Origin of the sequence: Priestia sp. YIM B13489, from assembly GCF_042787645.1 — a bacterium.
Classification (GTDB): Bacteria; Bacillota; Bacilli; order Bacillales; family Bacillaceae_H; genus Priestia; species Priestia megaterium.
The window spans coordinates 3921254-3946644 of sequence record NZ_JBHZOQ010000053.1 but is presented as its reverse complement, the minus strand read 5'-3'; the positions used below and the strand labels follow the sequence as shown (position 1 = coordinate 3946644).

Here is a 25391-nt window from a genome sequence, read left to right as displayed (position 1 = left end):
TAAAACGATTTAATATAGAGGTGAAGGCTTCATTTCTATATTAAATCGTTTCATTCTTTCATTTGAAATCATATTGTTTTCCAATGGTTTCCCAGCAGTGAACGCAGTAGCGGCTTCCTTCTAGCTGTGAATCCATTTTCTTATTTCGTTTGCAAATAGGGCATTTTTTCTTCACATCATTCACCTCCTTATTTTAGTATCAGTATAACTAATAAATAAGAAATGTATTCGCTTACAAAGTGGTTATAAAAAAAGAAATAAGAGGAAGCTCCTCTTATTTCTTTTTGCCTGACAAAAATGTGACTTTCGGTTCTGTTTTGTTGAGAATTCGGGTAATGTTTGCGCGGTGTCTGTAAATGACAAAGGCTACAATTAAACCAATAATCATAATAAGCATGTAGTCTTGCTTAAATAGCGTGTAGATAAAGGTTAATACCCCGGTAACCATTGATGACAGTGATACATACTTCGTTATGTATAAGCAGATAAAAAAACATAATAGTACGAAAACAAATAAAAGAGGTTCATAACATAAAATCACTCCGGCGGACGTGGCAACAGCTTTCCCGCCTTTAAATTTCGCGAAAACAGGAAAAATATGACCAATGACAGCAAATAAACCAATGAAGAGAATGTTTTGATTCGTATTAAATAAAAGCGGTAAAGAAGCTGCTAGGGTTCCTTTTAGAATGTCTCCCAGCGTAACGATAATTCCGGCTTTTACACCCAATGTACGAAAGGAGTTGGTCCCGCCTAAATTGCCGCTTCCATGCTCTCGTATATCGATGCCGTATCCTAGTTTTCCAACAACTAGTCCAAAAGGAATAGAGCCCAAGATATAGGCAAGAATAGGTAATAAATAATTCATGTTTGAAAGCTCCTTTATTTCTATATCGTTTCTATTTTACCATGAGATACTTAAAAAAACATAGCTAGTTTTGGGTGAGAGACAATTATTTTAAAAAAAGAAGACGTTTACAAAAATAGAGAAAACGGGTACTATATGCAGGAAATCAACTGTAAATCGCGAATGTTGTTCAGTACATATTATATAGCTAAGAGAGGTAATAGACATGTCCATTAAAATTCCTTCCCGCCAAGAGCTTGGTAAAATATTAAAAAAAAGCAAGCGCATTGCTGTAGTAGGTTTATCAGATAACCCTCATCGAACATCTTATATGGTTTCAGAAGCCATGCAGCAGCAAGGTTACGAGATTATTCCGGTGAACCCGACAATAAACTCAGCGCTTGGCGTAAAAGCCGTATCTTCATTAAAAGAAATTGAAGGACATATTGATATCGTTAATGTATTTCGCCGCTCTGAGCATTTGCTTGAAGTTGCAGAAGAGTTTTTAGAAGTAGACGCAGACGTATTTTGGGCACAATCTGGTTTAATTAATGAAGAAGCATATGACCTGCTCGCTAAAAAAGGGTATACTGTAGTTATGGATCGTTGTATAAAAGTTGAGCATGCTTTAACAAAGTAAGATCTATAAGCAGAACAACCAACCCATGCACACTGCTTGCATGGGTTTCACCATGCGTTGAAATAGTAAGAGCGTTTCCGCTACAATAGACGTTAGACAGCTAGCTTTATAATGCTTATAATCCATGAATACACAAGATATTGCTTTTATAATACGGAAATTTGTGCTAAAATCTTGTAAGTACGCAAAAATAGAAACATACGTTCTGTTGGTGCGAACACTATAAAATTAAAAGATAGGATACATGATCATTTATTCTTAGACACGAAGCGCAAACGTTTGTGTTTCATACATAATGTAGTAATGTTCGTTGTGATGAAAGGGGTAGTATGAATGGCTCGGAAACAACAATTTAATTATAATGAAGACGCAATTCAAGTACTAGAAGGATTAGATGCCGTTCGTAAACGTCCTGGTATGTATATTGGAAGTACAGATACACGAGGTCTGCATCATTTAGTATATGAAATCGTCGACAACTCTGTCGATGAAGCTCTAGCAGGCTACGGAGAAGAAATTATTGTAACCATTCACAAAGATAATTCAATTTCTGTACAAGATAAAGGTCGAGGTATGCCAACGGGCATGCATAAACTAGGAAAACCAACGCCTGAAGTTATTTTAACCATCTTGCATGCAGGAGGTAAATTCGGACAGGGTGGATATAAAACAAGCGGAGGCTTACATGGAGTAGGTGCATCTGTTGTAAATGCGCTGTCTGAATGGTTGACGGTAACCATTCATAGAGATGGATTTATTTATGAACAGCGTTTTGAAAATGGAGGAAAGCCGGTTACGACGCTAGAAAAAATAGGGAAAACGAAAAAAACGGGAACAACGATTCATTTCAAACCGGATGCCACGATCTTTTCAACAACTGTGTATAATTATGATACGCTGTGTGAACGGCTCCGCGAATCGGCTTTCCTGTTAAAAGGATTCAAAATAGAGTTAATCGATAAAAGACATGATCGTCACGATATCTTTCATTATGAAACGGGTATTCAAGCCTTCGTTTCATATTTAAATGAAGAAAAAGATTCACTTCATCCAGTCGTCTTTTTTGAAGGGATTCATCATAATATTGAAGTTGAATTTGCCTTTCAATTTAATGATGGTTATTCTGAAACCATTTTATCATTCGTTAATAATGTTCGTACCAAGGATGGTGGAACGCATGAGTCCGGTGCAAAAAGCGCTATGACGCGTGCATTTAATGAATACGCCCGTAAAGTAAGCCTGCTAAAAGAAAAAGACAAAAACTTAGAAGGAACGGATATACGAGAAGGCTTGGGAGCCATCGTTTCCGTTAGAATACCTGAAGAGTTGCTTCAGTTTGAAGGACAAACAAAAGGAAAGTTAGGTACAAGTGAAGCTCGTTCGTCCGTAGATTCAGTTATTTCTGAAAAACTTGCCTATTTCTTAGAAGAAAACCCGGACGTAAGCTCTCTTCTTGTAAAAAAAGCAATCAAAGCTGCTCAAGCGCGTGAAGCAGCACGAAAGGCAAGAGAAGATGCAAGAAACGGGAAGAAACGAAAGCGTCAAGAAACCGTTCTAAGTGGAAAGTTAACGCCTGCGCAATCAAGAAATCCTCAGCGAAACGAACTGTACTTAGTCGAAGGGGATTCCGCCGGAGGTTCAGCAAAACAAGGAAGGGATCGCCGCTTTCAAGCTGTGCTGCCACTGCGAGGGAAGGTTATCAATACCGAAAAAGCCAAGCTTCAAGATATTTTTAAAAACGAAGAAATTAGTACGATCATCCACGCGATAGGCGGAGGAGTAGGAGCAGATTTCACCATCGATGATATTAACTACGATAAAATAGTCATCATGACCGATGCGGATACGGATGGCGCTCATATTCAAGTGCTTCTGCTAACGTTTTTCTACCGCTATATGAAACCGCTTGTGGAAGCAGGAAAAGTATTTATTGCTCTTCCACCGCTCTATAAAGTAAGTAAAGGGTCAGGTAAAAAAGAAGTGGTTGAATATTCATGGAGTGACGAAGAATTGCAAGGGGCTATCGATAAGGTAGGAAGAGGGTATATGATTCAACGCTATAAAGGTCTCGGTGAAATGAACGCAGATCAGCTGTGGGAAACAACAATGAACCCAGAGACGCGTACGCTGATTCGTGTTCGTATTGATGATGCCGCTCGCGCTGATCGTCGTGTGACTACTTTGATGGGCGATAAAGTAGAACCTCGCAGAAAATGGATTGAAAGCAACGTAGCGTTTGGATTAGAAGAAGATCCAAATATTTTAGATAATGAAAATGTATTAACGGTCGCAGAGGAGGACGTACAATGACACAAACAGAACGCTTTTTAGATTTACCTCTTGAGGATGTACTAGGCGACCGTTTTGGTCGATACAGTAAATATATTATTCAAGAGCGTGCACTGCCGGATGCAAGAGACGGGTTAAAACCCGTTCAGCGCCGTATTTTATATGCAATGCACGTAGATGGGAATACAGCAGAAAAAGGCTTTCGCAAGTCAGCCAAAACTGTAGGGAACGTAATTGGTAATTATCACCCTCATGGTGATTCATCTGTATATGATGCTATGGTTCGAATGAGTCAAGAATGGAAAGTTAGAAATGTATTAATCGAAATGCATGGAAACAACGGAAGTATTGATGGAGACCCCCCAGCGGCAATGCGTTATACAGAAGCTCGCCTTTCATCGATTGCTGCAGAACTTCTACGAGATATTGATAAACAAACGGTTGAGTTTGTGTCTAACTTCGATGATACAAGCAGCGAACCAACTGTGTTACCGGCTATGTTTCCTAATTTGCTAGTGAATGGATCCACGGGTATTTCAGCTGGTTACGCTACGGAACTTCCTCCTCATCATTTAGGTGAAGTAATTGACGCAACGATCATGCGAATTGATAAACCAACGTGTACAATTGAAGAGTTGATGACGGCTATTCAAGGTCCTGATTTTCCTACAGGAGGAATCATTCAAGGGGTAGACGGGATTAAGAAAGCCTACGAGACAGGTAAAGGGAAAATTATTATTCGCGGAAAAACGGAAGTGGAGTCTATTCGCGGCGGAAAACAGCAAATTGTCATTACGGAAATTCCGTTTGAAGTAAACAAAGCCAACCTTGTTAAGAAAATGGATGAGCTTCGTTTAGATAAAAAAGTGGAAGGCATTGCTGAAGTTCGCGATGAAACGGATCGTACCGGTCTGCGCATCGTAGTAGAATTAAAAAAAGATGCAAATGCTCAAGGAGTACTTCACTATCTTTATAAAAATACGGATCTGCAAGTACCTTATAATTTTAACATGGTTGCTATTGCTAAAAAGCGACCAAAGCTTATGAGTTTAGCCAACATTCTTGATGCTTATATTGATCATCAAAGAGAAGTGGTAACAAATCGTTCTAAATATGAACTGCAAAAAGCACGTGAACGTGAACATATTGTAGCGGGATTGATTAAGGCCCTGTCGATTTTAGATGAAGTTATTGCGACGATTAGAGCTTCTAAAGACAAGCGCGACGCTAAAAATAATTTAATTGCCAAATATGAATTTACAGAACCTCAAGCAGAGGCGATTGTATCGCTTCAATTATACCGTTTGACAAACACGGACATCACAGCTCTACAAGCGGAAGCCGAAGAGCTAGGTGCTAAAATTAACGAGTTAGAAGAAATCTTACATAGCGAGAAAAAACTTTTTAATGTAATCAAAAAAGAATTACGCCGTGTAAAAAAGCAATACAGTACAGAACGCCGCTCAAAAATTGAAGCGGAAATCGAAGAAATTAAGATTAATCTAGAAGTGATGGTTCCATCTGAAGAAGTGATAGTGACAGTCACAAAAGACGGATACGTAAAACGAACAAGCCTTCGTTCTTACGCCGCGTCTAACGGGCAAGACTTCGGTATGAAAGATACGGACCGAATTTTAGCGAAGTATGAAATTAATACAACCGAAACGCTACTCATCTTCACAAACAAAGGAAATTATTTATATATACCAGTGCACGAACTTCCTGATATCAGGTGGAAAGACATGGGGCAGCATATCATGAACATTGTTCCAATTGATAAAGAAGAGCAAATTGTACGGGCGATACCGGTGAAAGAATTTAAAGAAAATCAGTATCTGCTTTTCTTTACGAAAAATGGTATGGTCAAAAAATCAGAATTACTTCAATATAAAGCACAGCGCTACTCCAAAGCTCTTGTCGCCGTTAATTTAAAAGGCGATGATGAAGTAATCGATGTATATCAAACGGATGGTAAAAAACAAGTGTTTATTGCCACTCGTTCTGGCTACGGACTGCGTTTCCGGGAAGAAGAAATCAATATTGTAGGAACTCGCGCTTCTGGTGTGAAAGGAATTAACTTAAAAGACGATGATTATGTTGTAAGCGGCGTTATCTTCGATGAAGATGAAGCTCTATCAACTGAATTATTTATCGCCACGCAGCGAGGAGCTGTGAAAAAGACAAAAATTACTGAGTTTGAAGAATCAGCACGAGCAAAACGAGGGCTAGTGATGGTCCGAGAACTAAAATCTAACCCGCATCAAATTGCAAAAGTAAAAGCAATTTCTAAAGAACATTACGTGATAGTGGAATCATCTAAAGGTCAAATTGAGCAGGTTGATCCGTCTACAATGCGAGCTAGCGACCGATACAGCAACGGTTCATTCGTATTGGACCAAAGTGAAGCTGGCAATTTAGTTGATGTGTGGCTGGAAGAAAAATAACCAAAAAAGTAGTAAAGTTTTTAACGCTTTACTACTTTTTTTATCTAATATTTTTAAATTAAACTATGTTCTAAATAAACAATATAAAAGAATTTCCCTACTCCTTATTCCAGATAAACATTATACACCTCCTACACAAGCCTCTAAGAAACTTTTGAATGTTCCAATTATCCTACACATATATATATAAGACCCACTAGGAGGTGTTATAGATGAACTACTTTATTCACGTAACTCCTAAGACTAAACTTTTTGTTCGAGATATTGGAAAAGGGGAACCCGTTCTTTTCCTTCACGGGTGGCCGGTTAACGCTAAAATGTACGAATACCAATTTACAACGTTGCCGGCCCGAGGTATTCGATGTATCGCTCCTGATCTTCGGGGATTCGGAAAATCAGATGCACCTTTCACCGGCTATTCTTATAATCAATTAGCGGATGATATTCGCATGTTAGTAGAAAGACTTGAGCTTAAAAATTATACGCTCGTAGGCTTTTCTATGGGGGCAGCCATTGCTATTCGATATATGAGCAGACATTTAGGATATGGCGTGAAGAAGTTAATTTTATTAGGGGCAGCGGCTCCAAGCTTTATTCAAAAAACTGATTTTCCATATGGACTTCCTTCTGAAGAAGTAAATACAATTATTCAAAATACGTATAGAGATCGTCCTAATATGCTTGAAGAGTTTGGGAAAAAGTTTTTTAATCAGCCTACCAGCTCAGCCTTTAGAGGATGGTTTCAAGATTTAGGTTTAGAGGCATCCGGTCATGGAACGATTAAAACTGCGGTGTCTTTACGAGACGAAGACTTACGGGAAGATTTGAGTCAAATTTTTACTGAGACATATATATTACACGGAAAAAAAGATCAAATTTGTCCATTTGATCTTGCAAAAGTTATGAATCGTCATATTTCATTTTCTACACTTCTTCCATTTGAAAATAGTGGACACGGTCTTTTTTATGATGAACGTGAGAAAGTAAATGACACTCTTATTGAACTCATCGCTAAAAGCTCAGCCTATAAGTAAGGATATACATTTAAAACCGAATTGGCAGCCAAATAAAAAAAGTAAAAAACCTGCACCTAACGTAATAAAGCGAAGAAGCTCAGGCGTGATAAATTTTCTTGTGAAATGAATGCTGCTGGCAATATTTAAATTCCAAAGAAGGATGCCAAAGATAATAAAAAAACTGTGAAAAAAGACAGATAGCCACGTTTGACTTTGGAGGCTTTCGCTTAAGCTTGACCCAAATACACCAAACCAAAACACAATATTTAAAGGATTCATAAGAGCAATGAAGAAACCTGTAAAAAACGACTTATCTCTTTTAATAGAGGGTTTATTTACATCTATTGAAAAGGAACGAGAAACAGCTTGTTTCATACTTTGAAAGCCAACAAATGTGAGCATGACAAAACCAGTTGCATACAGGGTAACAGTAACAGCCTGCATCTGCACAAAAGGCGTTAACCCTATTAAAATGAGGAGCATAAATAAAATGTCGGCCGTCATGCCCCCTAAACCAACTAGCCAAGAAGCCCAAAATCCTTTTGTCAGCCCTTTTTTAATCATCTCTATATTAATTGGACCTACCGGTGCTGCGAGACTAATACCTAGAATTATTTGTTTTATAGCAATCAAAAACCACTCCACAAACACAGCCTCCTTTCTAACTTGTCCAATAGTAGCTTATATATATATAGATTAGAGTTTTATAATTTAGAAGCGGCATTTAGTTAAAAATGCTCATAAACTTTCTTTTCTTTAATACACATGTAACGTTGAGTTCCATAAGGAGGGTTTTAATGGCATCAAAAATGCTTTTTCGAGCCAATGAGATTTTAGAGTCAACGCATGTTCCATTTTGGGGAAAAGATGCTTTTCAATATTTCCGAAGCGATATATTATCAGAAGAAAATCCATTTCCTTGTATATTAGGGGTAGAAGGCTTTAAAAAAGATTTACTGCGGTTTTCATTTGTGACTACTCCTTATAACTACCAAGATATTAGGAATGCAGCGTCGGCACTTAGAGAATACATAGATACGTTCAAGACCATAGGTCGCTATACATCCTTTGTGTTATTCTTTAAGCCTGAACATAAAGAACGATCAATGGAAGAGTACGAAACGATGTTTTGGGATACGCTGACGTTTCTTCATCAAATTGATCAAAAGAAATGGCCGCAAGACATTCCAAAAGATCCAAAAGATCCATTATGGGAATTTTGCTTTCACGGAGAATCTATTTTTGTCGTATGTAATACGCCTGCTCATTCTTTACGTAAAAGCCGTAAGAGCAGAGGATTTATGATTACATTTCAACCTCGGTGGGTGTTTGAAGGTATGACAGGAGATTCAAAAATAGGGCGGCACGTACAAAAGGTGGTCCGCGATCGGTTAAAAACATATGATGACGTATCAGCTCACCCTGAATTAGGATGGTATGGACAGCAGGAAAACCGAGAGTGGAAGCAATATTTTTTACACGATGATAACAACTATACTACTGGACAGTGTCCGTTTAAATTAAAAAGGAGTGAGCAGCATGGACGTAAAAAAAGCCTCTATTAAAAAAGGAGTTGGCGGAAAGTTTGAAGAAGTAATTAAAGAACTGCTTCCAGCGTATACTGGATATGTTGAAGTACAGCACGATATTGCTTTTCAAACGCACCCATCTCATACCCATCCAACTGATGAAATTCTTCATATACTTGAAGGATCTATTTACTTTACAGTTGAACATGATACGGTTCTATGTCAGGCAGGAGATCGAATACATTTACCGAAACAAACGGTTCATTCCTCAAAAGCCGGTCCTGATGGGTGCACATACGTTATTTCCATTTTAAAATAAAGACGAAAGAAGATGATGCTTATGCTACGTTCCCGGCCAGTGCTGCTGCTTATCGATGTACAAGAAGGGTTTTATTCACCACAGTGGGGGGAAAGAAACAATCTAGATGCAGAAAAACATATGCTGACGCTACTGCAAGCATGGAGGCGCCAAAATTATCCTGTCATTCACGTACAGCATGCATCAGAAAATCCAGATTCTCCTTTACACCCAAGTTCGAAGGGATTTCAGTTCAAAGAAGGGTTTGGTCCACAAGAAGACGAATACTTAATTCGCAAACACGTGAACAGCTGCTTCATTGGAACAGAGCTAGACAGTTATTTAAAAGCAAATGGCTATGATACGCTTATCTTAATAGGACTAACTACTAATCACTGCGTCTCTACGACTGCCCGCATGGCTGGAAATCTAGGGTACAGGACGTACGTTGTAAACGATGCAACAGCTTGCTTTGATGGTATGTCCTACGATGGAAAAACAAGGCTTCCTGCAGAAGATGTACATACATTCGCATTGTCTTCTTTGCATGAGGAGTTTGCAACGGTCGTTTCTACAAAAGAGACACTTCAAGTTCTTCAAACCTTTCAATATGCTCAAAATCATAACTGATGTGCATGCGCACATCGGTTTTTTATGTAGATTATGTTTCTTAAAAGAAGTAAAATAAAGATAATTCTATACTATAAGGAGTTTGTACATATGATCATTCGTTATGCTAAAGAAGAAGATTTACCTATGCTTGTTGAAATTTATAACCAGTCTGTTCAAGCAAGTGCTGCTACTTTTGATTTAACGCCTGTAACAGTAGAGCAAAGAAGGAGCTGGTTTGATAATCATATTAGCAATGAACTTTTTCCGCTTATTGTCGCAGAAAAAGATGGGGTAGTAGTGGGCTATGCTTCGCTTTCTTCTTATCGAGATAAAGAAGCGTACATTCAAACGGTAGAGCTATCGATTTATATTGATAAAAATCAACAGGGGTATGGCATTGGAAAACAGCTTATGAAGCGAATTTTGGAACTAGCTAAAGAACTCAACCATCACGTTGTCATTTCAGGGATTACAAAAGGGAATGATATCAGTATCAAAATGCATGAGCAATTTAATTTTACATTTTGCGGAGAATTTAAAGAAGTAGGCTGGAAATTCGATCAGTGGCAAGATGTGCTTTTTTATCAGCTTATTTTATAAGATGTATGACACCTTTACACATTGTAACGTTTTAGTTTCATGTGTAAAGGTTATTAAAATAATAAGTCGTTTTATTATTTTAATACGAAAGGTGTTAGCTATCATGAATACACGTTTTCAATATCAGCATCTAAGAGCTATTCCAAAGACATGGTCAAAAAAAGAACTGCATATCCAGCTGAATAGAATCAAACACAATTCTGAACTATCTACTATAGCAGCAGATCCGCTTTTTCATCTGTTAGAATGTACCCATTCGGGCCTTCAAACTAAACAAGAAATCATAGACTACATCCAAAGCATTCCTACTCATCAACTTCCATCTTTTGTAACCCATTTAAGCAGGTTAGTTCAGCGTATTTATTATATAGAAGCTGCTGATTACTGTAATCGTCCCCTCAAAGGTTATATGCTTGTTATGAAAAATCAGCCCGCCTATATATCTCTTCATTTTGCTGATCAGATCACATAAAAAAAGCTCTCTATTCTTTTGAATAGAGAGCTTTTTTTATTCGTATTTTTTCACTGTTACTTGGCATTCTTTTAACGGAATAAGTTTTGACTTTTTCGTCCATTTGTATCCTAACCAAACAATTAAGAATAAAGGAAGTCCGATATAAGAAACAAGTACACCGTACCAGTCAATCGAATCACCCATAAACGCCGAATAGTTTTGACCTAAAATGACAACAGCACATAAAATAAAGGCAAAGATAGGACCAAACGGGAAAAGTTTTGCATGATATGGAAGTTCACTCAAATCATGACCTTGGGCAACAAATGCTCTTCTAAAACGATAGTGGCTGATGGCAATTCCTAACCAAGCAATAAAACCAGACATACCAGAAGCGTTAAGTAACCACGTGTATACCGCACCGTCTCCAAAAAATGAAGCACCAAATGCAAGTGTACCGACAAGTGCCGTTGCGATTAAAGCATTCACTGGAACGCCTCGTTTATTCACTTTTGCTAAGAACCTTGGTGCTTTTCCATCTTTCGCTAAGTTCCACAGCATACGCGTAGAAGCATACATACCTGAGTTACCAGCAGATAAAACGGCTGTTAAAATAACGGCATTGATAGCTGATGCTGCAAACGCCAGACCTGCTCGTTCGAATATTAAAGTAAATGGACTTACTCGCACATCATCACTTGCTAATGAATCGGCTGTGTATGGAATAAGCATCCCGATAACAAAAATAGCTAAAATATAAAATAACAAGATGCGCCAGAAGACTTGTTTAACTGCGCGAGGAACCGTTTTTTCCGGATCTTCACTTTCTCCAGCTGCGACTCCAAGCAACTCTGTTCCTTGAAATGAAAAACCAGCAGCCATAAAAATACCTAAGACAGTAAAGAATCCACCGTGAATGGGTCCATCACCAAGCGTGAAGTTTTTAAACCCTGGTGCTTCATTGTTAAAGATACCAAAAATCATCATAATGCCAATAACTAAAAAGATGATAACCGTTACTACTTTAATTAACGAAAACCAAAATTCAGATTCACCAAATCCTCTTACAGAAAGGTAGTTAAGCCCAAACATAATTAATAAAAACAGGGCACTCCATAAAATAGAAGAAGAGTTTGGGAACCAAAATTTCATAATAAGGGCTCCAGCAGATAATTCAGCTGCAATCGTAATAGCCCAGTTATACCAATAGTTCCAGCCGAGAGCGAAACCAAAGGATGGATCTACAAACCGAGACGCATACGTACTAAATGAACCGGCTTCAGGCATATAAGCTGCGAGCTCCGCTAGGCTGGTCATCAAAAAGTAAACCATGACACCAATGATAGCGTAAGCTAAAAGCGCTCCCCCAGGTCCTGCTGTGTGAATTGCTCCACCACTTGCTAGGAATAAGCCGGTTCCGATGGCTCCTCCTAATGAAATCATCGTTAAGTGGCGAGATTTCAACCCACGTTTTAATTCTTGCTGCTCTTGCATAGATAAATACTCCTTTCGAATGTACGGAAAGAGACGGGATAACATAAAAAAAGCCCGCAGTATATGTGCGCGCTTTTAAATCTGAAAACCGCGTCAACCTTCCGTGAAGATAGCTCTTCACATCACTCGCATGATGTGACAGTTCTGTTCCTGTTCGGAGACAGCCCCAGCTTAAATCAACCGAGAAGTGATCTAAACTTCGGCAATTTTTCCTTTCAAGCAACATCCTCAATGTTCTCTGCATTTCCGTTGCTTTACTATTAAAAACTGCGACCTCTACCTCATCGATTAGGATGAGGGTTTTTTATATTCATTTGACATAAAAGAAGTATACCAAATACTAAAACGATTGTCATTATAAAAAATAGATTCAGAAAATAGAAACATCTTTGAAATCTCTCGAATCTATTTTGCTACATATGGTATAATGAATGTTGTCATAATACTACATAAATATCCGAACGTACCACAGGGGGAGCCGCCGTGCTGAGAGTGAACAAATTGTTCAGACCCTTCGAACCTGTTAGTTAACGCTAGCGTAGGAATGTGGGAATAGTAGCATATATTTGCTTACTCCTGTGTAAACCGTTTGATATGAATGATTCAAAAACAGGAGTGAGAAACGTGAATAAAGCATTACCTTTACAGGCTAAAATTGAAATAGCTATTTTTGCAGCATTAGCACTTCTACTTGATCTTTTGCCTTCCATTAAGATTGCAACGGCTGTGAGTATTTCGTTCTCCATGGTGCCCATTTTTATTATGTGCTTTCGCTGGGGAGTAAAAGGCGGGGCTCTATCTGGTCTATTATGGGGGCTGTTGCAGTTGGCAACAGGAACGGCTTATATTTTAACAGCGCTACAAACGTTTATTGAATATATTGTGGCTTTTGCTTTTATAGGTTTTGGAGGTATTTTTTCGCAATCTATTAAAACAAATTTAGCTAACAATAACAGATCAAAAGCTTTTGTTTTGATTGTTTTATCCCTTGTTATCGGCAGCTTCGCACGGTATTTCTGGCACTTTATTGCGGGCATTATTTTTTGGGGATCATATGCGCCAAAGGGTATGTCCGCTCTATGGTATTCTTTTTCAATGAACGGTATTTCAATGGTAGGGTCACTAATAGCCTGCTTAATCATTCTTTCACTATTAATTCCATCCGCATCAAGAATGATTGTAACTAAATCACACTCATCATAAGCAAAAAGACTAAATCTACCAAGATTTAGTCTTTTTTGTCATTTGTCACCTTTGTTTACACAAAAGTGTGTCAGGTTTGATAACATAGTTAGTGAAATATTCAAAAAACTGTTTTATGATAATCACCATATTCAAACGAGATAAGGGATTGATAGCATGCTACAGAAATGGATAACGAGCATAGGTTTAGATATCGGAACAAGCACAACAAAACTGATTGTAAGCAAGCTGTTAATAGCAAATCAACAAAATCAGTTTACGCTGCCAGGCTGTCAAATTATTGATCGTCGCGTAACGTATGTAAGTTCTATCTATACCACCCCTATGCTAAACGATGTTGAAATCGATGTTCAAAGATTAACGGTACTACTAGAACAAGAGTATAAGAACGCAGGAATCTCCTTAGATCAAGTGGAGGCAGGTGCTGTGATCATCACAGGAGAAACGGCCAGAAAGCAAAATGCAGAAAGTATCGTTCACTATCTAGCCGAACATGCTGGGGATTTTGTTGTTGCAACAGCCGGCGCTGACTTAGAGGGAATATTAGCAGCAAAAGGATCGGGAGCAATAGAGCGTTCTGCTGAAACAAATGCAGTAATTGCCAATATTGATGTAGGAGGAGGCACTGCTAACATCGCTTTATGTCAAAATGGAAAAGTGATAGAAACGTTTACACTGCATGTAGGCGGGAGATTAATTCGACTAAATGAAGACGGTCTTGTTACCTACGTTTCGTCTCATTTAACTGAATTTTTGAAAAATAATTCTTTGACACTGCGAGAAGGTGAAAAAGCAGCATTTGAAAAGCTCTCGTCTATCTGTCAATTACTAGCTGAAGAAACCGTGAATTATGTAAAAGCGCTGAATCAAAATTCCTCGCTGCTCGTTTCTCCTCATACAAGATCTTCTATACATCCTGAAACGATCATGGTTTCAGGAGGAGTAGGAGCAATGATGGAGAAGCAAAAGCCAATAACAGTGAAGGAAGTGGCCATACACGGAGACGTTGGTCCGCTTCTAGCATATCATTTTCAATCCATCCAAGTATCTCAATCCGCTGAGACAACGCGCGCTACTGTAATTGGGGCTGGTATGCAAAATACAGAAGTTAGCGGATCAACCGTATATATTGGGTCGAAGCGGCTGCCGTTAAAAAATATCCCGATTGTAGAGATACCCGTTCAGCAAGAAGAGACGTGGAATCCGCAGCTGTTTCAAGAAAGAGTTCGAGCGGCATGTATGCAGGCTTCAACTATTTTCAGCGCAGAAGACCCCCCTGCTGCTATTGCTTTATCTCATTTTCCTTACTGCAGCTATAAGATGCTTCAAGAATTAGCAAAAATAATAAGCGATGAATTTATTGCTTGTTTTAAGGGAGCCAAGTGCCTCGTTGTTCTATGCGAACAAGATATTGCAAAAGCTTTAGGACAAGCACTAGCTAAACAGAGGAAAGAGTTAGAAATTATTTGTTTAGATCAAATTGATTTTACACACGGAGATTACATCGATCTAGGGTTACCAGTAGCCGGAGAAGCGATCTCCGTTTCCGTTAAAACGCTCGCTTTTTCATCATAATCAGCTGAACACACAAGGAGGAAACGATGTTTAAAACTACACGAATGTTAGGAGAAACATTTTCATTTTATAGCTTAAAAGAAATCATGGCCAAAGCAAACGAAGAGCGTTCTGGAGATCAGCTCTCAGGAGTTAGCGCTGAGTCAATGAAAGAACGAATGGCAGCAAAACAAGTTCTAGCTGATATCACACTTGCTGATATTCGAAATTACCCGCTGCTCAGCGCAGATGAAGACAACGTTTCGGCATTAATCGAAAGTCAGATTGATTCATCTGTTTACGACATTATTAAAAATTGGACAGTAGGGGATTTAAGAGAATACATTTTATCCGATCAGCATAGCGGAGAAGACCTTCTTGCACTTAGCAAAGGATTAAGCAGCGAAATGATTGCGGCAGCTACTAAAATTATGTCCAATTTAGATTTAATTCAAGGAGCTGCCAAGATAGAAGTGCAAACTACTTGTCAAACGACTATCGGCCAAAAAGGAGTATTGGCTTCTCGGGCCCAGCCTAATCATCCTTCAGATAACTTAAAGGGAATGAGAGCATCTCTATACGAAGCGTTAAGCTATGGAATTGGAGATGCGGTTATCGGAATTAACCCTGTTATTGATACAACGGATAATATTTACGCGCTTTTAAATGAAACAAAAAATATAATCAACGAATGGTCAATTCCTACTCAAAACTGTGTATTATCACACGTAACGAGTCAAATGAGAGCAATTGAAAAAGGAGCATCAGCAGACTTGATTTTTCAAAGTTTAGCAGGTACAGAAGCTGGTAATGATTCATTTGGAATTTCACTGTCTATGCTTGATGAAGCGACAGCGCTAATTCATGAAAAAGGAACGGCAAAAGGTCCAAACCGCTGGTATTTTGAAACAGGACAAGGTTCTGAACTGTCAGCAGAAGCTCACTATAACATTGATCAAGTAACGCTCGAAGCTAGATGCTACGGCTTAGCTCGTCACTACAAGCCTTTCTTAGTTAATACAGTTGTTGGATTTATTGGACCTGAATACTTATATAACAGCAAACAAGTTCTACGAGCTGGGTTAGAAGATCATTTCATGGGTAAAATGCACGGCCTGCCTATGGGAGTAGACGTATGTTACACCAACCACATGGATGCTGATCAAAATGATATGGATAATTTAAGTATGCTTCTGGGAACAGCTGGAGTGAACTTTGTCATAGGAGTGCCCATGGCTGATGACTGCATGCTAAACTACCAGTCTCTTAGTTATCATGACATTGCAACAGTACGTAATGTGTTAGGCCGTACTCCAACGCCGTTATTTCAAAAGTGGCTTGAAGATCAGCGTATTATGGACAACGGGCGCTTTACATCTAGAGCCGGAGACCCAACTATTTTTATGAATTTGATTTAAGGAAGGTGCTTACTATGATACCAAAGTCAAATCGCGATCCGCTTGAAACACTTAAACAATTTACCCCTGCCCGCATAGGTGTCGGCCGTACAGGAACAAGGCCGCTAACAAAAGACGTTTTATCTTTTCGCACGGATCATGCTGCAGCCGTAGACTCTGTATATGGAGTAGTTTCAGAAGATATTTTAGCCGAGTTTAACCTTTTCTCTGTGAATACACGCGTGGAGTCAAAAGAACATTACTTAAAACGGCCGGATCAAGGAAGGTTATTAGCAGATAACGCTAAGAAAGAAATTTTCAAAAACTGCGTGCGGCAGCCTGATGTACAAGTAGTAGTCTCAGATGGACTGAGCGCCAAGGCAATCGAAGAAAACATAAGCGACGTGTATCCAGCTTTAATTGACTCCCTGCAGTCATATGGACTTCATATCGGGACTTCATTTTTTGTAAAAGGGGGACGGGTTGCGTGTATGGATGAAGTTGGCGAGATCATAAAGCCAAAAGCACTTGTGCTATTGATTGGAGAGCGACCTGGACTGGTCAGTGCTGAATCAATGAGTGCTTACATGTGCTATGAACCTAGCAAAGGCAAAAAAGAGTCTGATCGTATGGTTATTTCTAATATTCATAAAAGAGGGACGCCTCCTATTGAGGCAGCCGCACATATCGGTACCATGATTGACAAAATGATTAAGCAGCAAACAAGCGGTGTACATCTTATTGTCTAAACATCAAAAGGAGGAGAACGTATGGCGTTACAAAAACAATTGAAACCTATTCATTTATGGGCTATTTCAGTGGGCATGGTTATTTCAGGACAATACTTTGGGTGGAATTACGGGTTTGAACAAGGCGGGATTATTGGGCTTGCAATTGCAACCTTAATTGTAACTGTGTTTTACACAACGTTTATGTTCAGTTATGCAGAGCTTTCAACATCTATCCCGCAAGCCGGTGGACCTTCAGCTTATGCAAGAAGAGCACTTGGACCTTTTGGGGGATATATCGCAGGAATTGCCTGCTTGCTTGAATTTATTTTTGCTCCTCCTGCTATTGCAGTGTCAACAGGAGCATACCTGCATTTCCTCATTCCAGCCGTTAACCCTGTATACGCAACGGTAGGTGCCTTTATTTTCTTTGTTTTATTAAATTTAATCGGGGTAAAAGAAGTAGCGGTGATTGAGCTTACAGCTACCATTGTTGCACTAATTGGTTTATCTATTTTTTATGTAGCTGGTTTGCCTCATGTACAAACATCAAATATTTTTAATGATCATTCATTTATTAACGGGCCAACAGGGGTACTAGCAGCTATTCCATTCGCTGTTTGGTTCTATCTGGCAATAGAAGGTGGAGCAATGGCAGCGGAAGAAGTGGAAAATCCTAAGAAAAACATTCCTAAAGGATTTATTGGAGCGATTATTACTCTAGCAACCGCAACGTTGTTTACACTATTTGTAACAGCAGGACTTGGCGGAGGAAGCGGGAAGCTAGCCGATTATCCACTTCCGCAGGCGCTGTCTTCTGTATACGGAAACGGCATTTCAACCGTTGTTGCTATTATCGGGCTATTCGGCTTGATTGCTAGCTTAAATGGAATCATCATGGGATTTTCAAGACAAACCTATGCGCTTGCACGAGATGGTTACTTCCCTAAATTTCTTGCTAAAACGAATAAAAAAGGAGTTCCTGTCGGCGGTTTGTTGATTCCGGGAGCAATCGGCGTGATTTGTGCAGGATCTGCAACGTTTGCCAATGCACTTATTATCTTATCCGTGTTCGGAGCAATGATGATGTACTGCATCAGTTTAGTTTCTCTTTTCATTTTACGCAAAAAAGAACCTAACCTGTCCCGTCCTTTTAAAGTGAACTACCCGGTCGTGCCAAGTATTGCCTTAGTATTAGGGATTCTGTGCTTGTACAGCATCATAAAATACAGTGTTCTTACAACAAATTTAATGCTGTTTGGCGTTTCTCTACCTTTAATTTATGTGATTCTTGGAATTTTCCTCCTTTCAATTATTTACTATGTCTTTTATGGCTCTAGACAGCTCAAAAAAGAAGCAGCCAATTCATATCAAGAAGCATCCATTAAATAGGAAGGAAAACGGCTCGCTGTAAAGGCAAGCCGTTTTTCTTGCGAAATTAAAGGGTTGAGCGTTTTTTTGTAGAATGATATACTAGGTCTGTTTGTTGGAAGAATATACATACATTTATATTAGATAAAGAAGGGGCAATTATGATGAACAAACGTAATACAATCATTATCACGGTTGTTTCATCTATTCTGTTATCAGCCTGTCAGCAAGAAGAAACATTAAAAGACGGAAATACAATGATAGTAGAAAAAGATGCAAAAAAAGTACTAAACGAACCAAAAACACAGGTAGAAAGCATTCAATCGATTGATTTAAATAAAGAAGCAATGAGCGGGAAATTTATTACAGCCTGGATGACTGATTACTTTTCAGCGTTTGGAAAGGCAGTGGATCAAAACTCTTTTGATGATTTAAAAGCTTTTTTGAAAGCTGACAGTTCTTTTTATAAAGAGCAAAACCTTCTTGTTGAAAATTTCACACGCCAAGGCATCGAGCAGAAGAAGCAAACGTTTCATATTGTCAATTGGTATGAAGAACCTAACCATGTATTCAAAATACAAACCCACGAGGAAAGCTTATTAAAACAGCCGGGTAAAGATCCTTATACTAAAATTTGTGACCGCCTTTATACAGCCGTTTATCAAAACGATACGTTAAAGTTATCGAATGTAGAACCATTTGACTTTTCATCTAAACCAAATGCAAGCACTGAAACTCCCACTACACAAACAACAGATTTACACGACTACGATGGAAAATGGACCACTGGCAATGATAACGGATCTCCTATCATTCAATTTCTTGCTACATCAAACTCGGAAGCAACGATTAAAATAAATTCGTACCAGCCACCTAGCAAAATCCGCGTGTCAACCGTTGAACAAAAAAATATTCGTTTTGAAAATAACCAAGCAGCCATTGAATATGAAAATGATGGACAAGGAAATAAAGGAACCATTGTCATTACGCTTAAAGAAAACTCCATTTCATTACTTGCTAAAACAGATCAAAATAAAAAGGCAAAGTGGGGAATTCCAAGCGGTGATTACGTGCTCGATACGTTTGAGAATTAAAGATCATTTTAAAAACAGACTAAATTCGGCATTGAGGAGGACACCTTATGCATAAAAAATGGACGATTGCATTCGTTCTACTGCTGCTAATGGTTTTGACAGCCTGTGAAGAAAAAGAAACAGTTAAGTTATCCAAACCAACCGAACCTTCCTCAGATGAAGTGATCCCAAAAGATCAAGCTAAGTCATCTCTTCCGCCTGATCTTGTATCAGAAAAAAAAGCAGAAAAAACTGCGGTTGAGACGATGAACAAAATTTCAAGTACCTATAAAGAATTAGGCGAAGAGTACGAATGGGAAAATGAATCTAACCCTGCTGATTATGAAACGCTAAAAAAAGCGTTAACGCCATACGCAACTTCATCTTTAATTGCAACAAAGCTAAAAAGTATTTCTACTAATTATTACTGCAAAGAATGCAATATGAGCTTTTTTCCTGATGTAACTCATCTGATTCGATTTGAACTTATTAACAATCACGCTGGGCAATTTTCGGTCTCGGCTATTGAGCCAATTAGTAAAGAAGGAAGCGGCGGACTGACCATTTACATGAATTTTAAATACGTTAATAAGCACTGGAAATTAAACGAATGGGATGAAGTTACCTATCATCAAAAATACCTCAACATTACGGCCGATGAATATATCAAATACGTAAAGTCAATTAATCCTTCTAGTGATATTTCATATCAAGGTGAATCTACCCGCACAAATGAAAAAGGCGAAAAGGAAGAAATCTTGGTTTTCAAAGAGAATAATAAAACGTATGCCATCAGCAAAAACAGTTCTCAGCGAATCGACGATTTTAAAGAAGGTGAAAAAGAAAAAGAAGAGAAGGAAGAAAAAGATTTTAATTTAAAAAACATCCAAAAAGTTGATCAAGAAACAGCGGATATTTTCATTGAACATTATTTACGAGATTTAACAAAGTCCATTAACACGAATAAATTTGAACACGTACAGCCTTATATCGAGCGGGATAGTGTTTTGTGGAATGATCAAAAGCAGCTTGTGAAAATGCTGTACGAAAGAGACATTCGAGAAGAACTCGTTGATTATTCGGTATTAGACGTGGAATCTGTGAGTGAAGAAGAGAACGAAGCGGTCTATACAATCCAAACGAAAGAAGTCATTTCAATTACAACGAACGGTCAAAGTCAAGAAAAAGAGTATTATCGAACCTATACCGTTTCCTACAGCAATAAACAGCTGCACCTGACTAAAATTGAATCACTTTAAAAAACATCACGCAGAGCGTGATGTTTTTTATTTACAGGTAAGTTCGCAGGATATTAAGACAATTCTTTCCGATCATCTGCTCTTGGCAGTTTTTCGATCCATCCTTTTTTAATCATTATTCGGCCAAAAGAAGAGATGGTTTTTAAATCCCTTAAAATAGAAGCATCACAATGTCCGGCTACGTCTATTCTCATACTAGTTATCATAGCTGCAGCATAATATGTAGTAGCTAAATGAAACAAAAATCCCGCATGAAATACCATTAGTTTATCAGAAAAAGGGGCTACGTCAGAATTTGTAATTTCAGCATCCATCAAGCGTGGAGACTGCAAGTTTTCTTGTTGAAGTAAGGAAGAAAAAATGTTTATGTTCTTACTGGCTGTGTGCAAACATTCCTCCATAAAGCTATGGATATCTTTATCTTTTGTTACCTGTTTGAAACCATTTACAAGCGCTTTAGCTGCCACGCTCTTTTTTAAATTAAAGTAAATGTTTCCAGCTTCCATTGAATTTAGCTGCCTTTTATCTCCGAATAGGTCCATAACATATCCCCATTCTGTAATCGAGTGACCTCTTTCTGTTTTAGAAAAGTAGGGAGATCGTTGATAAATACCTTTCGATATAAGAATTTCAATAGATTTATTATAAAGGTCCATCGCATCAATATTACATTGATAATAATGGTCACGTATATCTTTGCGTGCTGAAACACTAAAAGATATACTATATCCAGCCAACCCGTGCATGGTCATTTCGTGTATATACACTAACCAAAAGGTGTCCGTAAACAAGGGGGGAGCATCTAGATTTACATCTTTATCAGTAAAGCCAATGGGCAAATCTAATTTTTCAGCTTTAAAAATATCTCTAAGTACGTGCAAATGTTTTTCAGCCAGTTCTAAAGTAAATTCAAAAAGAGAATAAACCTCAGAATCTTTAACCTTTGCTAACACATATTTACTAATACAAACAGACATGGTGTCTTGGATGTATTGTGCCCATAAACTTGTAATTTCTGATGACGTCAATCTATTTTTCTGATTATCCAAATTCGGTACCTCCAATTATTACTTAAACTCCTACTAGTGTTCCCAAAACATTGCTGTCTAACACAATCAAAATCCTTTACCTAACTAACGCAAGATAACTCTTCCTTATCAAGCGTTCATATGATAAAGTAGAGAAATAAGCAGAAAATAGAATTCATTTTACATATAATGGATGTTTTTATTAAAATCTTTAAAAAACGGCTTTTTAAATTAGGTTTTGAGAGGTTTTTAAAAATTTTTAATGGTATTTGTTGCGAATTGATAAAAAATCGTTATATTCCATTCTGGATCACTTGAAAGGGGTACCTTTGTTTTTAATCATTAGGAGGGGTAAAATGGAAGAATTTGAATTGTCGCCTGTGAAAAATTCGTTTCGCCAGCTAAAAGAGCAGTGGGAAGAGGCAGAGCTGTTAGATGAAGATAACAATTTGAATTTGAAGCACGTTTCAGATGAAGAGTTTATTCAGCTCTTTTTTTCAATGCGTATTATCAAAAAATTACTTTCTCCTCATACGATCAGATCTTACAATCAAGACATGAAAACGATTCTGTCTTTTTTCTACGAACGAGAGATTACATTAAAATCGATTGGATTTATGGAAGTCAAATTATTTAATGAAGAAATGATGAATCAATATGCCAATCGCACCGCTGCAAGAAAGCTAGAATTTTTTAGAAGAATGCTAGAGTTTGGACACGCTACTCATTTTTATCCTTCGCTGTATACAACGTGGATTGAAAAACCATCTATTGCAAAAGGACATTACAGCGACAAGGAAAAACAAAATCGCACCGAGTACCGAGAGCTAACCGACCGCGAAGCCCAGGTGATTGTAAATGCATTAGAATCAGTCGTGCGCATTCGTCAGTATGAAAAGGAATTCAAAGCGCGCAATCGCTTAATGGGAATGCTTTTGTATATGAGTGGAATGCGTTCAAGTGAACTGCTGAGTTTAAATTGGGGAAGCTTCCGGGAAGACCGCCGCGGAAATTTGGTTGTAGATGTGATTGGTAAAGGAAAAAAAGAACGAACGATTCCCATGTTTGATGATGTGAAAGAAACGCTTTTCACTTACCGGCAAGCGTTAAATGAAAGCACTGAACTAAGTCCTTTTGACACCGAACCGCTTTTTTACTCCATTAAAGAGTACTATCGTACCAGCGAAAAGAAGCGATTATCCTATACAACGTTGTATCGAACGATTAAATCAGCTGTTTATAAAGTAAAAGGAAACGCGTCTATTTCTCCTCATTGGTTTCGTCATACCTTTATTACAAACAGTTTAGCTAATGACGTTCCGCTTGCGGTTGTGAAGCAAGTAGTTGGGCATTCTTCTATTGCTACAACGAACGTTTATCTTGAAAAACTTCAAGAAGATACGGTATACGACGCGTTTCGAAAATCGGGGTATCGCTAATTATCTATAATATTTTTATGTAAACTAAAAAACATATATTTTCATTTTTACTGCTTATGCGTATGAAATAAGTTGTATAAATGAATAAGTTACTTTTCCTACAATATAATGGTAGAAAGTCGATAAAGGAGGGAGCTATCTATGACGGCTAAACATCCGCTTCACTACCATTTCGGAGAAGTAACGGAGCTTTTTCATTACATATACGAAGTTTGTCAAACAGCAGGTATTTATATTGACTGGAGCGGAACAGCCCAAACCGTTCAGCTATATCGAAGCAAAGAATCTTTTTTATCCGGAGAACGCTACATCGGAGCGATTCAGTATGAGGGAAGCAATCAGTTTCAAAAAAGATGGCCTTCTACCGTCAGTTTGAGGTTTCGACGTGCGAACTTGTCGTTTATTTTAAAATATTGTTTAGAACAAATTGAAGACTACCGCAAAGACACGAACAAAGAACCCTTCATTAATCCAAATGCAGAATCCATCGCGTTTAAATTCACCTCTTTAACAGATGAAACCAAACAAGTGATTTCAAAAATCAAAGAAGTGCTATGCATCGCCAACTACGTGTAAAACCCCGCAGAATGCTAGCTGTGGGGTTTTGGGTATTTAACGCAGGTCTTCTGCGTCTTGAAGCAATTGTTCGGCGCGGTATTCAAGTTTTTGTAAAGTTTCGGTATAAATTTTCACCTGCTGCTCGTTTAATTCGGACGTTAATTCGAAAAATACCTGCTCCACAGCAGGCGTTACTTCTGTTTTTAAACGCAGGCCATCTTCTGTTATTTGAATAAAAAACGAGCGGCGATCTTCTGGATTTCTGATACGCTGAATCCAATTTTGTTTTTCTAGTAAATCTAAAATTTTAGTCAGCGTCGCTTGATCTTTATCTGCTCGTTCAGCTAATTGTTTCTGCGTACTATATTCAGCTTCTGATACGCGTTTTAAAACGGTCCACTGTTCTGGTGTAATCCCAAAAGGGCGCAAGCGTGCGGCAACTACTCTGCTTAAGCGCTTACTTGTACGAACGGTGGGAATGCCGAACATTTCTTCTAACGATTCCATATAAAACCTCCTGCATACATACATGCTGTGATTATATCAGCTGTTTTTATTTCTGTAAATTTGTTTGTAAAGAGGACGCTTGATAAAAATAAATTTACAGAATAAATCGCAAATACACTAGACTTATTGTGTGTATCCTTGTAATCTAGTGTAAGAATAGTTAAACTTTTTCAAAAACAGTAGGGGGTACACACATCCATGATTAAAGCGGTATTTTTCGACTTAGATGACACGCTACTTTGGGACCAAAAAAGCGTAAAAGAAGCATTCGTTGCGACATGTACATATGCAAGTGAGAAATATAATTTAAAACCTGAAGAACTAGAAGAAGCGGTGCGTAAGGAAGCAAGAGAATTATATGCTTCGTATGAAACCTATGAGTTTACGCAAATGATTGGCATTAATCCATTTGAAGGATTATGGGGAAATTTTTTAGACGATCATGATGAATTCCGCAAAATGAAAGATATTGTTCCTACTTATCGCAAAGAAGCTTGGACTCGAGGCCTTCGTGCTCTAGGAATTCACGATGATGCTTTTGGAGCAGAGCTAGCTGAACGTTTTCCATTAGAGCGCCGCAAAACACCGTTTGTATACGAAGAAACGTTTGAAGTGCTTGATCAATTAAAAGGAAAGTACAAGCTGCTGCTGTTAACAAACGGTTCACCTGACTTACAAAATACCAAATTGGATATTACATCAGAACTAGTTCCATATTTTGATGAGATTGTGATTTCAGGTGCATTTGGCCGTGGTAAACCTGATCCATCTATTTTCGACCATGCTTTATCACTTATGGATTTAAAGAAAGATGAAGCCATTATGGTTGGAGATAATTTAATGACAGATATACTGGGTTCTTCTCGCGTTGGAATGAAATCTGTATGGATTAATCGTCACGATAAAGAGCGAAATGAAGTCATTCCTACTTATGAGATTACCCATTTAAGTGAACTGCATTCAATTTTAGATGAACTAAATTCATAATACGAACAAACAAAAAAGAGGCGGAAATCGTCTCTTTTTTATTATAAAATAAGCACAGCAGTCT

At 38.2% G+C, this 25391-nt stretch carries 24 protein-coding genes and 2 riboswitches; of the genes, 19 read left to right on the top strand and 5 right to left on the bottom strand.

Going from position 1 to position 25391, the window contains the following annotated elements:
• Positions 1-274 precede the first annotated feature (274 nt).
• Positions 275-868 carry a glycerol-3-phosphate 1-O-acyltransferase PlsY gene (gene plsY, locus ACFX4W_RS26205; RefSeq protein ID WP_043982828.1) on the bottom strand — a complete coding sequence of 198 codons (594 nt, stop codon included), beginning with the start codon at positions 866-868 and terminating at the stop codon, positions 275-277.
• A 205-nt stretch (positions 869-1073) separates the two neighbouring features.
• On the opposite strand from plsY, the gene ACFX4W_RS26200 reads away from it, so the two are divergent.
• The 4 genes from ACFX4W_RS26200 to ACFX4W_RS26185 all read left to right on the top strand — a co-directional run bounded on the left by ACFX4W_RS26200 (position 1074) and on the right by ACFX4W_RS26185 (position 7254).
• Complete coding sequence (locus ACFX4W_RS26200) at positions 1074-1487, top strand: CoA-binding protein (RefSeq protein ID WP_013057242.1); 414 nt, start codon at positions 1074-1076, stop codon at positions 1485-1487.
• A gap of 333 nt (positions 1488-1820) precedes the next feature.
• Positions 1821-3797 (top strand): DNA topoisomerase IV subunit B, encoded by a 1977-nt coding sequence (gene parE, locus ACFX4W_RS26195; RefSeq protein WP_043982827.1) that lies wholly within the window; start codon positions 1821-1823, stop codon positions 3795-3797.
• Positions 3794-6220 (top strand): DNA topoisomerase IV subunit A, encoded by a 2427-nt coding sequence (gene parC, locus ACFX4W_RS26190; protein ID WP_165575081.1) that lies wholly within the window; start codon positions 3794-3796, stop codon positions 6218-6220. The genes parE and parC overlap by 4 nt, the downstream gene beginning before the upstream one ends.
• Positions 6221-6432: 212 nt before the next feature.
• The gene (locus tag ACFX4W_RS26185) at positions 6433-7254 is read left to right on the top strand and encodes an alpha/beta fold hydrolase (RefSeq protein ID WP_043982823.1); all 822 of its coding nucleotides are present in this window, start codon (positions 6433-6435) and stop codon (positions 7252-7254) included.
• Here the strand turns inward: ACFX4W_RS26185 and ACFX4W_RS26180 are convergent.
• On the bottom strand, positions 7240-7881 hold the full coding sequence (locus tag ACFX4W_RS26180) for a LysE family transporter (RefSeq protein WP_043982821.1): 642 nt from the start codon (positions 7879-7881) through the stop codon (positions 7240-7242). The genes ACFX4W_RS26185 and ACFX4W_RS26180 overlap by 15 nt on opposite strands.
• 152 nt (positions 7882-8033) lie before the next feature.
• Between ACFX4W_RS26180 and ACFX4W_RS26175 the strand changes: the two genes are divergently transcribed.
• The 5 genes from ACFX4W_RS26175 (at position 8034) to ACFX4W_RS26155 (ending at position 10747) form a co-directional block, all read left to right on the top strand.
• Positions 8034-8801 (top strand): YqcI/YcgG family protein, encoded by a 768-nt coding sequence (locus ACFX4W_RS26175; RefSeq protein WP_377560288.1) that lies wholly within the window; start codon positions 8034-8036, stop codon positions 8799-8801.
• Positions 8776-9084, top strand: a complete 309-nt coding sequence (locus ACFX4W_RS26170) for a cupin domain-containing protein (RefSeq protein WP_034651653.1) — start codon at positions 8776-8778, stop codon at positions 9082-9084. Before ACFX4W_RS26175 ends, ACFX4W_RS26170 begins: the two co-directional genes overlap by 26 nt.
• 21 nt (positions 9085-9105) lie before the next feature.
• The gene (locus ACFX4W_RS26165; protein ID WP_043982818.1) at positions 9106-9693 is read left to right on the top strand and encodes a cysteine hydrolase family protein; all 588 of its coding nucleotides are present in this window, start codon (positions 9106-9108) and stop codon (positions 9691-9693) included.
• A 90-nt stretch (positions 9694-9783) separates the two neighbouring features.
• A complete protein-coding gene (locus tag ACFX4W_RS26160; RefSeq protein WP_043982817.1) occupies positions 9784-10275 on the top strand; it encodes a GNAT family N-acetyltransferase in 492 nt (163 codons plus the stop codon).
• 103 nt (positions 10276-10378) lie between these two features.
• Entirely contained in the window at positions 10379-10747 is a 369-nt protein-coding gene (locus tag ACFX4W_RS26155; RefSeq protein WP_043982815.1) for a hypothetical protein, read from the top strand.
• 36 nt (positions 10748-10783) lie between these two features.
• Here the strand turns inward: ACFX4W_RS26155 and ACFX4W_RS26150 are convergent, their stop codons facing one another.
• Positions 10784-12223 carry an amino acid permease gene (locus ACFX4W_RS26150; protein ID WP_043982813.1) on the bottom strand — a complete coding sequence of 480 codons (1440 nt, stop codon included), beginning with the start codon at positions 12221-12223 and terminating at the stop codon, positions 10784-10786.
• A 102-nt stretch (positions 12224-12325) separates the two neighbouring features.
• A riboswitch (Lysine riboswitch) is annotated at positions 12326-12510 on the bottom strand.
• Positions 12511-12684: 174 nt separating this feature from the next.
• A riboswitch (TPP riboswitch) is annotated at positions 12685-12785 on the top strand.
• Positions 12786-12817: 32 nt separating this feature from the next.
• Here ACFX4W_RS26150 and thiT point away from each other — a divergent pair.
• From thiT to ACFX4W_RS26115, 7 genes are all read left to right on the top strand, one after another.
• Positions 12818-13426 (top strand): energy-coupled thiamine transporter ThiT, encoded by a 609-nt coding sequence (thiT, locus tag ACFX4W_RS26145; protein WP_043983115.1) that lies wholly within the window; start codon positions 12818-12820, stop codon positions 13424-13426.
• A gap of 156 nt (positions 13427-13582) precedes the next feature.
• Positions 13583-15001 (top strand): ethanolamine ammonia-lyase reactivating factor EutA, encoded by a 1419-nt coding sequence (locus ACFX4W_RS26140; RefSeq protein ID WP_043982812.1) that lies wholly within the window; start codon positions 13583-13585, stop codon positions 14999-15001.
• 26 nt (positions 15002-15027) lie between these two features.
• Positions 15028-16398: an ethanolamine ammonia-lyase subunit EutB gene (locus ACFX4W_RS26135; RefSeq protein WP_043982810.1), complete on the top strand. Its 1371-nt coding sequence runs from the start codon at positions 15028-15030 to the stop codon at positions 16396-16398.
• 14 nt (positions 16399-16412) lie between these two features.
• A complete protein-coding gene (gene eutC, locus ACFX4W_RS26130) occupies positions 16413-17126 on the top strand; it encodes an ethanolamine ammonia-lyase subunit EutC (protein ID WP_043982809.1) in 714 nt (237 codons plus the stop codon).
• 21 nt (positions 17127-17147) lie between these two features.
• A complete protein-coding gene (eat, locus tag ACFX4W_RS26125; RefSeq protein ID WP_028408364.1) occupies positions 17148-18497 on the top strand; it encodes an ethanolamine permease in 1350 nt (449 codons plus the stop codon).
• 143 nt (positions 18498-18640) lie between these two features.
• On the top strand, positions 18641-19570 hold the full coding sequence (locus ACFX4W_RS26120; RefSeq protein ID WP_230184138.1) for a TcaA NTF2-like domain-containing protein: 930 nt from the start codon (positions 18641-18643) through the stop codon (positions 19568-19570).
• A gap of 47 nt (positions 19571-19617) precedes the next feature.
• On the top strand, positions 19618-20808 hold the full coding sequence (locus tag ACFX4W_RS26115) for a TcaA NTF2-like domain-containing protein (protein WP_280559693.1): 1191 nt from the start codon (positions 19618-19620) through the stop codon (positions 20806-20808).
• 53 nt (positions 20809-20861) lie between these two features.
• On the opposite strand, the gene ACFX4W_RS26110 is transcribed toward ACFX4W_RS26115, so the two are convergent.
• Entirely contained in the window at positions 20862-21857 is a 996-nt protein-coding gene (locus tag ACFX4W_RS26110) for a DUF3231 family protein (RefSeq protein ID WP_165575085.1), read from the bottom strand.
• A 335-nt stretch (positions 21858-22192) separates the two neighbouring features.
• On the opposite strand from ACFX4W_RS26110, the gene ACFX4W_RS26105 reads away from it, so the two are divergent.
• Together ACFX4W_RS26105 and ACFX4W_RS26100 are read left to right on the top strand one after the other, a co-directional pair.
• Positions 22193-23275, top strand: a complete 1083-nt coding sequence (locus ACFX4W_RS26105) for a tyrosine-type recombinase/integrase (protein ID WP_377560282.1) — start codon at positions 22193-22195, stop codon at positions 23273-23275.
• Positions 23276-23416: 141 nt separating this feature from the next.
• Complete coding sequence (locus ACFX4W_RS26100) at positions 23417-23851, top strand: hypothetical protein (protein ID WP_043982801.1); 435 nt, start codon at positions 23417-23419, stop codon at positions 23849-23851.
• 36 nt (positions 23852-23887) lie between these two features.
• Here ACFX4W_RS26100 and ACFX4W_RS26095 read toward each other — a convergent pair whose 3' ends face one another.
• A complete protein-coding gene (locus ACFX4W_RS26095) occupies positions 23888-24340 on the bottom strand; it encodes a MarR family winged helix-turn-helix transcriptional regulator (RefSeq protein WP_025751758.1) in 453 nt (150 codons plus the stop codon).
• 198 nt (positions 24341-24538) lie between these two features.
• On the opposite strand from ACFX4W_RS26095, the gene ACFX4W_RS26090 reads away from it, so the two are divergent.
• Positions 24539-25327 carry an HAD family hydrolase gene (locus tag ACFX4W_RS26090; RefSeq protein ID WP_013057222.1) on the top strand — a complete coding sequence of 263 codons (789 nt, stop codon included), beginning with the start codon at positions 24539-24541 and terminating at the stop codon, positions 25325-25327.
• Positions 25328-25391 lie beyond the last annotated feature (64 nt).

Excerpts from the sequence above, each read along its gene's own strand:
- plsY (WP_043982828.1), bottom strand. The coding sequence starts at position 868 with ATGAATTATTTATTACCTATTCTTGCCTATATCTTGGGCTCTATTCCT.
- ACFX4W_RS26200 (WP_013057242.1), top strand. The coding sequence starts at position 1,074 with ATGTCCATTAAAATTCCTTCCCGCCAAGAGCTTGGTAAAATATTAAAA.
- parE (WP_043982827.1), top strand. The coding sequence starts at position 1,821 with ATGGCTCGGAAACAACAATTTAATTATAATGAAGACGCAATTCAAGTA.
- parC (WP_165575081.1), top strand. The coding sequence starts at position 3,794 with ATGACACAAACAGAACGCTTTTTAGATTTACCTCTTGAGGATGTACTA.
- ACFX4W_RS26185 (WP_043982823.1), top strand. The coding sequence starts at position 6,433 with ATGAACTACTTTATTCACGTAACTCCTAAGACTAAACTTTTTGTTCGA.
- ACFX4W_RS26175 (WP_377560288.1), top strand. The coding sequence starts at position 8,034 with ATGGCATCAAAAATGCTTTTTCGAGCCAATGAGATTTTAGAGTCAACG.
- ACFX4W_RS26170 (WP_034651653.1), top strand. The coding sequence starts at position 8,776 with ATGGACGTAAAAAAAGCCTCTATTAAAAAAGGAGTTGGCGGAAAGTTT.
- ACFX4W_RS26165 (WP_043982818.1), top strand. The coding sequence starts at position 9,106 with ATGCTACGTTCCCGGCCAGTGCTGCTGCTTATCGATGTACAAGAAGGG.
- ACFX4W_RS26160 (WP_043982817.1), top strand. The coding sequence starts at position 9,784 with ATGATCATTCGTTATGCTAAAGAAGAAGATTTACCTATGCTTGTTGAA.
- ACFX4W_RS26155 (WP_043982815.1), top strand. The coding sequence starts at position 10,379 with ATGAATACACGTTTTCAATATCAGCATCTAAGAGCTATTCCAAAGACA.
- ACFX4W_RS26150 (WP_043982813.1), bottom strand. The coding sequence starts at position 12,223 with ATGCAAGAGCAGCAAGAATTAAAACGTGGGTTGAAATCTCGCCACTTA.
- thiT (WP_043983115.1), top strand. The coding sequence starts at position 12,818 with ATGAATGATTCAAAAACAGGAGTGAGAAACGTGAATAAAGCATTACCT.
- ACFX4W_RS26140 (WP_043982812.1), top strand. The coding sequence starts at position 13,583 with ATGCTACAGAAATGGATAACGAGCATAGGTTTAGATATCGGAACAAGC.
- ACFX4W_RS26135 (WP_043982810.1), top strand. The coding sequence starts at position 15,028 with ATGTTTAAAACTACACGAATGTTAGGAGAAACATTTTCATTTTATAGC.
- eutC (WP_043982809.1), top strand. The coding sequence starts at position 16,413 with ATGATACCAAAGTCAAATCGCGATCCGCTTGAAACACTTAAACAATTT.
- eat (WP_028408364.1), top strand. The coding sequence starts at position 17,148 with ATGGCGTTACAAAAACAATTGAAACCTATTCATTTATGGGCTATTTCA.
- ACFX4W_RS26120 (WP_230184138.1), top strand. The coding sequence starts at position 18,641 with ATGAACAAACGTAATACAATCATTATCACGGTTGTTTCATCTATTCTG.
- ACFX4W_RS26115 (WP_280559693.1), top strand. The coding sequence starts at position 19,618 with ATGCATAAAAAATGGACGATTGCATTCGTTCTACTGCTGCTAATGGTT.
- ACFX4W_RS26105 (WP_377560282.1), top strand. The coding sequence starts at position 22,193 with ATGGAAGAATTTGAATTGTCGCCTGTGAAAAATTCGTTTCGCCAGCTA.
- ACFX4W_RS26100 (WP_043982801.1), top strand. The coding sequence starts at position 23,417 with ATGACGGCTAAACATCCGCTTCACTACCATTTCGGAGAAGTAACGGAG.
- ACFX4W_RS26095 (WP_025751758.1), bottom strand. The coding sequence starts at position 24,340 with ATGGAATCGTTAGAAGAAATGTTCGGCATTCCCACCGTTCGTACAAGT.
- ACFX4W_RS26090 (WP_013057222.1), top strand. The coding sequence starts at position 24,539 with ATGATTAAAGCGGTATTTTTCGACTTAGATGACACGCTACTTTGGGAC.